General features: G+C 35.2%; 3 protein-coding genes. 2 read left to right on the top strand and 1 reads right to left on the bottom strand.

Going from position 1 to position 3,076, the window contains the following annotated elements; all coding sequences use genetic code 11:
- Positions 1 to 237 (top strand): peptide-methionine (R)-S-oxide reductase MsrB (gene msrB, locus WBN21_RS05830; protein ID WP_424198365.1); only part of this gene is annotated, 237 nt, incomplete at its 5' end.
- A gap of 195 nt (positions 238 to 432) precedes the next feature.
- Here the strand turns inward: msrB and WBN21_RS05825 are convergent.
- Positions 433 to 1,722 carry an NAD(P)/FAD-dependent oxidoreductase gene (locus tag WBN21_RS05825; protein WP_424198363.1) on the bottom strand — a complete coding sequence of 430 codons (1,290 nt, stop codon included), beginning with the start codon at positions 1,720 to 1,722 and terminating at the stop codon, positions 433 to 435.
- A 187-nt stretch (positions 1,723 to 1,909) separates the two neighbouring features.
- Between WBN21_RS05825 and lpdA the strand changes: the two genes are divergently transcribed.
- Positions 1,910 to 3,076 (top strand): dihydrolipoyl dehydrogenase (gene lpdA / locus WBN21_RS05820; protein WP_424198361.1); only part of this gene is annotated, 1,167 nt, incomplete at its 3' end.

The raw sequence follows: 3,076 nt of genomic DNA, 5'->3' as shown, positions 1-3,076 counted from the left end.
CCTTTATTTAAAAGTGAATTTAAATTTGATTCTGGATCGGGATGGCCAAGTTTTTATAAAGAAATTGAAGGTAACGTAGATTTCTCGACAGATTACGATTTAGGTTATGCCAGAACTGAAGAACATTGTGCTACTTGTGGCGGACATTTAGGTCATGTTTTTAATGATGGTCCAAAACCAACAGGGAAAAGACATTGTATAAATGGTGTGGCCTTAAAGTTTATTCCTCATAATTAGCAAGTATGCCCCTGAGAAAGATTGAGGCATTTGTTGAAGCTCTTTTTGTGTTGTTGCACCCCTGCCTGCCGGCAGGCAGGTATGCAACACAAAAAAGCGATTGCCGAAATATTTATATTCACGAATTCTTTAATTAAAAAATAGAAACCGATGAGTAAAGCCTGTACCGAATTTTCTTCGAGATCGCCCAAATAATTATTTTCTCTTTCTGGAATGCTTTTTAAACGGACGAATGATTAATCGTGCTTCCCTATCAAACCGTACATAATTATACACCCAATTCACAAAAACAACCATACGGTTTCTGAAACCTATAAGGAAAAATAGGTGCACAAACATCCAAACATACCATGCGAATACGCCTTGGAATTTCCAGTTTTTTAAGTCTACAACGGCTTTATTTCTGCCAATAGTTGCCATGGCGCCTTTATCTTTATAACTAAAGGGTGTCATGGGTTTTTCTTCAATAAACTTTAAAATATTATCACCTAATTGATCGCCTTGCTGTATAGCAGGCTGAGCCATCATTGGAAACCCATTAGGGAATTCGTCACTTACCAAACATGCAATATCACCAATGGCAAACACATGATTAAAGCCTTTTACTTGGTTAAACTCATTCACCAAAATTCTATTTCCACGCGATATAAATTCTTCAGCATCTAGCCCTTTTATAGTAGCGCCTTTTACGCCAGCTGCCCAGACTAAAGTAGCTGTTTTAAAGGTTAAATCGGTGTTTGTTGTTACAGTTTCTCCATCATAATTGGTTACTCGAACGTTTTTCCAGATATTGACACCTAATTTTTCTAAAAAATCTTCTGCTTTTTTCGAAGCATTTTCACTCATACCTTTTAAAATACAGTCGCTTGATTGTATGATATGAATTTGCGCCAATCGGGTATCCAAATCAGGGTAATCTTTAGGCAGTATTCCTTTTTTAATTTCGGCTAATGCCCCAGCAAGCTCTACCCCTGTTGGTCCACCACCAACAATAACAAAATTCATTAAAGCATTACGCTCGTTTAAATCTGATGTTAATAAAGCGTCTTCAAAATTTTCGAGTATTAAACTTCTTAAATTTAATGATTGCGGTATGGTTTTCATGGCCATACTATATTTTTCGACATCAGCGTTTCCAAAAAAGTTTGTGGTAGAGCCAGAAGCCACAACTAAATAGTCAAAATTTAAATTCCCAATATTAGTAATCACCTTGTTTTTAATGGTATCAATTTCTTCAACATTGGCCAATCTAAAATAAAAGTTCGGGAAATCTTTTAATATTTTCCGTATTGGGTAAGCAATAGAATCGGGCTCTAATCCTCCAGTAGATACTTGGTATAAAAGCGGTTGAAACGTATGGTAATTATTTCTATCTAAAAGTACAACTTGCACTTCTTGTTTAGATAATTTTTTTGCTAAAGCCACGCCAGCAAAACCGCCGCCAATAATTACAATTCGAGGAAAACTCGTTCTTGGTATGTTCATAAATAAAAACTTGCATCGCAAAGGTAGTAATACCAATTTTAAATATGATTAAAAATGCTCCTGCTAGACCATTAATTATTCAACAAAAACATGGATATTTTAGAACTTTACTTTTTTTTCGATTTATAAGGTTCTAAATTCATTTTTAAAATTCGATTTTGTAAATTAGCGACTTAAACTATAACAAATGAGTAAATACGATATTATTGTTCTTGGAAGTGGTCCTGGTGGTTATGTAACAGCTATTAGAGCATCACAATTAGGTTTTAAAACCGCTATTGTTGAAAAAGAAAATCTTGGTGGGGTTTGCTTAAATTGGGGATGTATACCTACAAAAGCATTATTGAAATCTGCTCAAGTTTTTGAATACCTGAAACATGCCGAGGACTATGGTTTAAAAGTTAAAGGTGCAGACCATGATTTTGACGCTATTGTGAATCGTAGCCGTGGTGTTGCAGATGGGATGAGTAAAGGTGTTCAGTTTTTATTAAAAAAGAACAAAATTGATGTTATTGAAGGGTTCGGAAAAATTAAACCAGGAAAAAAGGTTGAAGTTGACGGAACTGAATATAGCGCTGATAATATAATTATTGCTACAGGTGCTCGCTCTCGTGAGTTACCAAGTTTACCGCAAGATGGTGAAAAAGTTATTGGTTACAGACAAGCCATGACCTTAAAGAAGCAACCAAAGAAAATGATTGTGGTAGGTTCTGGTGCCATTGGTGTGGAGTTTGCTTATTTCTATAACTCAATTGGAACGGAAGTAACTATAGTAGAATATTTACCAAAAATTGTTCCTGTTGAGGATGATGACGTTTCAAAACAGTTAGAGCGATCATTTACAAAATCAGGTATTAAAATTATGACTTCTGCCGAGGTAACATCTGTTGATACTTCTGGTAAAGGTGTAAAAGCGACGGTTAAAACTAGTAAAGGTGAAGAAGTTCTTGAAGCCGATATTATTTTAAGTGCCGTTGGTATTAAATCGAATATTGAAAACATCGGATTAGAGGATGTAGGTATTGTAGTTGACAGAGATAAAGTAATTGTAAACGATTTTTATCAAACTAATATTCCTGGATATTATGCTATTGGTGATATTACTCCTGGGCAAGCTTTAGCGCATGTCGCTTCCGCGGAAGGAATTTTATGTGTTGAAAAGTTAGCAGGACAACATGTTGAACCTATTGATTACGGAAATATACCAGGATGTACCTATTGTTCTCCTGAAATTGCATCGGTTGGATTAACTGAAAAACAAGCAAAAGATAAAGGCTTAGATATTAAAGTTGGTAAATTCCCTTTTTCAGCATCTGGTAAAGCTAGTGCTGGTGGAAATAAAGAAGGTTTCGTG

The sequence above is a fragment of the Algibacter sp. genome (assembly GCF_049667265.1).
Taxonomy (GTDB): domain Bacteria; phylum Bacteroidota; class Bacteroidia; order Flavobacteriales; family Flavobacteriaceae; genus Algibacter_B.
Note: the sequence above shows the minus strand (reverse complement) of the source record. Positions and strands in the feature narration are given on the sequence as shown.

What these genes read in the sequence shown, in the direction of transcription:
- WBN21_RS05825 (WP_424198363.1), bottom strand. Translation starts at nt 1,722, where the DNA reads ATGAACATACCAAGAACGAGTTTTCCTCGAATTGTAATTATTGGCGGC.